Here is a 6,044-nt window from a genome sequence, read left to right on the forward strand (position 1 = left end):
TCAGGCGTCCGTCCCCGTGCGCGGACTCGGCGCGCCGTCGGCGGACAGGACGGTGGCCGGCTCGCCCGGCTCGGCCACGACGTTGTCGAAGGCCGCCGTGCCGGCAGCGGGTTCGGCGGCCGGCGGCGGCGGCTGCACCACGCCGGCCTCGGGCGTGACCATCTCCATGGCCGGGTCCACCTCGGGATCCACACGGGGATCCAAGGCCACCATGGCGGGCGAGGACTGCAGCGTGTCGGGCATGGGCACGAATTGCACCGGCGCCTCCTCGACCTGGTGCACGCCAGTGACGGCGCTGGGCCGCACGCGCCAGACCAGGATAAGGGCGCAGGCCGGCACGAAGACGTAGTACATGGCGTGCCCGCCGAGCGACATGAGGATGCCGGCGACCAGCGGGCCCAGGCAGGCGCCCACCCCGTAGACCATCAGCAGCACGGCGCTCAGGCTCACCCGGCGCTCGGCCTCCACATGGTCATTGGCCAGGGCCGCGCCCAGCGGATAGAGGGTGAACTGCAGCACGCCCAGCAGCGCCGAGAGGCAGAGCAGCAGCCAGAAAGGCAGGTCCAGCCAGCCCCACATCAGCGTGGGCAGCAGCACCAGCACGGCGGCGTTGAAACGGATCAGGCCGGCGCGATTGACGCGGTCGGACAGCCAGCCGATGGGCCATTGCGACAGCAGGCCGGCGGTGACGGACACGGCGACGAACAAGGCCACCTGGGAAGTCTGCAGGCCATGCTTGGCGGCATAGACCGGGGCCAGCCCGTAGAAGGCGCCACTCAGGTTGCCGGCCACGAACAGGACCGTCATGGCCAGCGGCACGCGCTTGACGAAAAAGAAGAAGTCCAGCGGCGCCGGACGCGGCGTGGGCGGGTGCGAGCGCGCCGTCACGGCGATGGGCACCAGGCACAGGACCAGGCACATGGCCACCAGGATGAGCGGCCCGTCGTCCAGCGCGCCGTAGAGCGTGAGCGCCAGCTGTCCCAGCACCGTGCCCAGGCCGGAGACCACCATGTACACCGAGAATACGCGGCCGCGCTGGCGGTTTTCGGTTTGTTCGTTGAGCCAGCTTTCGATGACCATGAATTCGGTCACCATCATGATGCCCGAGACCAGGCGCAGCAGCAGCCAGATGGGCAGGTAGTCGATCTGGGCCTGCAGCAGGATCATGCTGGTGGCCACGGCCGCGCAGGCCACGAAGGCCCGGATATGGCCCACCCGGATGATGAGTTTGTGGCCCAGCCGCGCCCCGCAGACCAGGCCGAGGTAATACCCTGCGATCATGGAGCCGATCCAGACTTCGTTGACGGATTTCGCCGTCAGGGTCAGGCCCATATAGGTGTTGAACAGGCCCGTGCCGATCAACATCAACAGCGTGGCGAAGTACAGCGAGGAAAACGAAAATATGGTCGATAGCATGGGCGGGCGGGCAGCAGAGGAGGCGAAGGGGCTGCACGGGAGGCCGGACCGCCGGCCTCCTGGAAAACATCAGATCTGCGACAGCAGGGTATCGGCGTCGCTGACCTCGAACTTGCCGGGGGCCTCGATGTTCAGGCGGGTGACCACGCCGTCTTCGATCAGGGCCGAGTAGCGCTGCGAACGCACGCCCATGCCGCGCGCGATGAGGTCCAGCTCCAGGCCCAGCTCGCGCGTCCAGAGCGCCGAGCCGTCGGCCAGCATGCGCACCTTGCCGCCGGCATTCTGCTCACGGCCCCAGGCGCCCATCACGAAGGCATCGTTGACGGCCACGCACCAGATTTCATCCACGCCCTTATCGGCGAAATCCTGCGCGCGGGCGATATAGCCCGGCAGGTGCTTGGCCGAGCAGGTCGGCGTGAAAGCGCCCGGCAGCGCGAACAGCGCGATCTTCTTGCCGCGCGTCAGATCGGAGACCTGGAAGGCGTTGGGACCGAGCTGGCAGCCCGGAGTTTCGGTTTCGATGAACTCGGTGAGCGTGCCGTCCGGCACGCGGGCGCCAACGGAAATAGTCATGAAATTCTCCAACAGGAACGTTTATCTGTTTGCCTTCTCGGCGGGCCGCGGGCGCGGCTTGCCCTCCATCATAGATCGTGTCGCCGGCCCGGGGGCCGCGGCCCGCCGGGAAAAGCCTGCGCACAGACTGAAACGACTGCAAACCGGCCGGGAACATCCGTGGCCGCCGTGGCTGGCGATAATCAAGCGTTGCGAACAAGCGACGGAGGACCGAATCATGCGAGCCCTTTGGATGGCGCTGGCCGCCCTGGCGCCGGCGGCGCAGGCCCAGGCCCCGGCAGACCCCGGCGGCCAGGTCACTTTCGAGCAGATTGTCATCGCCGCCGGCGCGACCAATGGCGCGGCGCGCACCTGCGGCGCCTCGGAACCCGACCTGCGCCAGCATGAATCGAACTGGCACGTGAACCTCAAGCACTATGCCCAGGAATACCGCTACGACACCGCCAACCTGGACAGCCGCTTTGCGCAGGGCCAGGAAAATGGCAAACAAATGATGGAGCAGATGCGCCAGGGCGGGGTCGACGGCTGCGCCGGCGTGCTGGGCAGTTTCCAGCGCGAACGCGCGATCGGCTACCGCGAAATGAAACAGGCCATCGCCGAAGTGACCGATGGCCTGCCCGAAAAGCCGGCGCGTTGATCCGCGCGCCACGGAGGCTCAGAGCCCGTTCTGCTTGAACCAGTCCAGCATGCGCTGCCAGGCCTGTTCTGCCTCGGCCTTGTGGAAGCTGGGCCGGTAGTCGGCATGGAAGGCGTGCGGCGCATCGGGATAGACGTCGATGCGCGAAGCCTTGGCGGCGGCCGGCCCCTTGGCCAGCGCCACCCGCATCTTGTCCACGTCCGTCAGCGGAATGCCGGCGTCCTTGCCGCCATAGGCGCCCAGCACGGGCGCCTGCAGATTGGGCACCACGTCCAGCACCGAGCGCGGCTTGAGCGCGCTGGGCTCGCCGCCCAGCTGGCCATACCAGGCCGCCCCCGCCGCCAGGCCGGCGCGATGGGCCGCGTAGAGCCAGACGATGCGGCCGCCCCAGCAAAAGCCCAGGATGCCCAGCTTGTCGGCCGCGCCGCCATTGGCCGCCGCCCAGGTGACGGTGGCGTCCAGGTCGGCCATGACCTGGGCGTCGGGCACTTTGTCGATGATCTGGGCGCGCAGCGTGGCGATGTCGGAATATTTGGCGGGGTCGCCCTGGCGGGCGAAGAGTTCGGGCGCGATCGCGAGATAGCCTTGGTGGGCCAGCCGGCGGCAGACATCCTGGATGTATTCATGCACTCCGAAGATCTCGGAGACCACCAATAACGTGGCCAGCCCTTTCCTGCCCTCGGGCGCGGCGCGATAGGCGGGCATCTTGCCGTCGGTGGTCGGGATATCGACGCGCCCGGCCACCAAACCCTTGCTGTCGGTCTTGATGGCCGTCTGGGCCGCCACGGGGCCGGCGGCCAGCGAAAAACCGGCCGCCACGCCGGTGGCGATGAAACCGCGCCGGTTCAGCTTCAGGGGCGGCAGGAGACTATCGATTTCGGCATCTTTGAAAACCATGGAAACACCCTCCGGGTGGGATCACTTCAAAGAGAAATCGACGCGCGAGGGCTTGCCGTCATCTTTGATGCCCTCGGCGTCGAGTACGGGCGCGACGATGAAAATCCGGTCGGCCGGTCCTTCGGCCTGCAGCTTCTCGAACACGGCCTGCGCCCGCGCGTCGGCCAGCTTGCGCAGATCGTCCTGCGTGATGGTGGCCGCGCCGCGCAGCAAGGCCTCCATCTGGTCGGCCGGAATGGACTTGGCGATGCCGATGAAGTTCCTGGGCTTGCCCTCGATCTTGGTGTCGTCGTAGACCTTTTCGAGGTATTTGCCGCGCTCGGCGGCGCTGACGGTCACGCCCTCGGGGTTGGGCTTCTTGCCGCGGCCAGCCGTCTCGCGCGCCTTGGCCAGGCGGATCTGGCGATCCACCCAGGCCTGGCGCAGGCCTTCCTCGTCGGTCTTGGGATCGGCGCGTCCGGCGATGTCCAGCTTGAGGCTGGGCCGGTCGTTCAGGGCCTTGGCCAGCGTCTGCAGCCGTTCCTCGCTGTCGGGCGAGAGCTCGGCGCTGCCCGGGGCGAATTCGATGTAGGAGAGTTCTTCGCCGCCGCCGAAGACCGAGGCCAGCAGGCTGAAGGGCGAGGTGACCGCCTTGACGATCAGATTGACGAAGACCCGCACGATGATGCCGCCGACCGAGAACTGCGGATCGTCCAGCGAGCCGGAAATCGGCAGGTTGATATCGATGTTGCCCTTGCTGTCCTTGAGCAGCGCCACGGCCAGCAATACGGGCAGCTGCAGGGCGTCCTTGCTGTCTGTCTTGTCGCCCAGGGTCAGCTGGTTGAGCACGACGCGGTTGCTGGCCTGCAGCTCGCGGTTCTTGATCTTGTACTCGACGTCCAGCGACAGCTTGCCGCGCTTGATGGGATAGCCCACGTACTTGGCCGAGTAGGTCGTGAAGCGCGGCAAGTCCACCCCCTTGGCCGAGGCTTTGATGTCCAGCGCCAGATATTGCGCGAAAGGCTGGACCGTCCCGCTGATGGAGAAAGGCGCCGTGGTATAGACGCGCCCGCCCACCTTGACCCGCGCCGGCTGGGGGTTGCGCGAAGACACCGCCGAGACCGACCCTTCGATGGCCGAAAGCTCGGCCGTATAGTTGGGCTTGACGAAACGGTCGGTGAAATTCATCTTGCCGCGCGTCAGCGTCACGCTATTGAGCGAGATGTCCGGCATGGCCGAAGCCGCCTTGGCCGGCGCCGGCCGCGCCCGGGTCTGCGTGTCCTGCGTGATGGAGCCCCCGGCCTGGCCGGGTTCGGCGACCAGGTCCATGATGTTCAGGCGCCCCTCGGCGTTGAGCAGCACGCGGCCGTAGAAGTCGTCCAGCACGATGTCGCCCAGATTGGCCGAGAACTGCGTCCCCCGCAGCGCGACCTGCATGTTCGACAGGGCCAGCTTGCCCCAATTGAGGAAGTCCGCCTTGTTGACGCGGTCTTGCAGGTCAAAGTCGCTGACTTCGGCCGCGCCGCGCCAGGAAGCGGTCATCGGCGTGCTGCCCTGGCCCATGGCGAACTCCGCCTGGCCGCGCGCGCCCACGGTCACGGCGCGCACCGTCGCGTTCAGGCTGGAGGCCACATAAGGCGCAAAGGGCGCCAGGTCCAGGCTGGAGAGGTCGACCTGGGATTTGAGCGTGACCGGCGAGGACGTGAACACGCCCTGCATGGCCAGTTGCCCCTTGCCCTGGATATCGGCGGCCTTCAGGGTGAAGTTCGAGGGGGTGGCCCCCAGCGAAAGCTGGTCGGCGCCCACATCCAGCTGCCCCAGCGAGATGTCCACGGCCGGCTTGATGCCCTCATCGCGGGCGGCCAGCCGCGACAGCGACAGCTTGAGGTCATGGGCGCTGGCCTGGGTGGCGCCGTTGGCCTGGGCCAGTCGTATCCGGGTGTCCAGCGCCAGCCGGCCGTCCTTGATGACCAGGGGCGCGGCAGCCTGCACCGCCGGCGCGAAAGGCGCCAGCGCAACATTGCCCATGTGCAGTTCCATGTCCAGTGCCAGCGGCTCCAGCCTGAGCGGCCCCTTGGCCCGCAGCCAGCCGCCGTCGACGCTGTTTTCCATGCTGGCCCAGATCTGGATGGGCTGCTTGGGCGGCTGCGGCAGCTGCACGGTCTCGACCGTCAGGTCCAGGCCGGTGATCAGATAGTCCAGGCGGGTCGCGGCATCGCGCAGATGCAGTTCGGCATCGCGGACATTGATGGCGTCCACGGCCACCTGCCATTGCTGCGGCGCGGGCGCGGCCTCGGAGGGCGCGGGGCTTCCCTGGGCTTGCGGGGCCGCCTGGCCACCGGCAGGCGGCACCGGCTGCGAGGAGGCGGCCGGGCCGGGCGCGGGCGCGGCCGGCGGGGCCGCCGGATGGACCGGTTTGCCGCCCGCGCCCAGCTGGCGGAGCTTGTCGATCACCTCCAGCCAATTGACACGTTGCTCGGCATCGCGGCGGGGCTGGGGCCTGCGGGGGCCCGAGGTTCCCCCCCCCCGTATAAAGGTGCTG

4 protein-coding genes and 1 pseudogene are annotated in these 6,044 nt (G+C 68.0%); 1 reads left to right on the forward strand and 4 read right to left on the reverse strand.

Annotation, left to right across the window (positions count from 1 at the left end):
- Nucleotides 1–1,416: an MFS transporter gene (locus AXA74_RS21770; RefSeq protein WP_029579324.1), complete on the reverse strand. Its 1,416-nt coding sequence runs from the start codon at nucleotides 1,414–1,416 to the stop codon at nucleotides 1–3.
- Between the two features lie 69 nt (nucleotides 1,417–1,485).
- On the reverse strand, nucleotides 1,486–1,989 hold the full coding sequence (locus AXA74_RS21775) for a peroxiredoxin (protein ID WP_032979689.1): 504 nt from the start codon (nucleotides 1,987–1,989) through the stop codon (nucleotides 1,486–1,488).
- Between the two features lie 217 nt (nucleotides 1,990–2,206).
- On the opposite strand from AXA74_RS21775, the gene AXA74_RS21780 reads away from it, so the two are divergent.
- Nucleotides 2,207–2,626 carry a hypothetical protein gene (locus tag AXA74_RS21780; protein WP_029579322.1) on the forward strand — a complete coding sequence of 140 codons (420 nt, stop codon included), beginning with the start codon at nucleotides 2,207–2,209 and terminating at the stop codon, nucleotides 2,624–2,626.
- An 18-nt stretch (nucleotides 2,627–2,644) separates the two neighbouring features.
- On the opposite strand, the gene AXA74_RS21785 is transcribed toward AXA74_RS21780, so the two are convergent.
- Together AXA74_RS21785 and AXA74_RS21790 are read right to left on the reverse strand one after the other, a co-directional pair.
- A complete protein-coding gene (locus AXA74_RS21785; RefSeq protein ID WP_029579321.1) occupies nucleotides 2,645–3,523 on the reverse strand; it encodes a dienelactone hydrolase family protein in 879 nt (292 codons plus the stop codon).
- Nucleotides 3,524–3,544: 21 nt separating this feature from the next.
- Nucleotides 3,545–6,044 (reverse strand): annotated as a pseudogene (locus AXA74_RS21790) (DUF748 domain-containing protein); the annotation flags it as partial.

Origin of the sequence: Bordetella hinzii LMG 13501, assembly GCF_001548475.1 — a bacterium.
Taxonomy (GTDB): Bacteria; Pseudomonadota; Gammaproteobacteria; order Burkholderiales; family Burkholderiaceae_B; genus Bordetella; species Bordetella hinzii.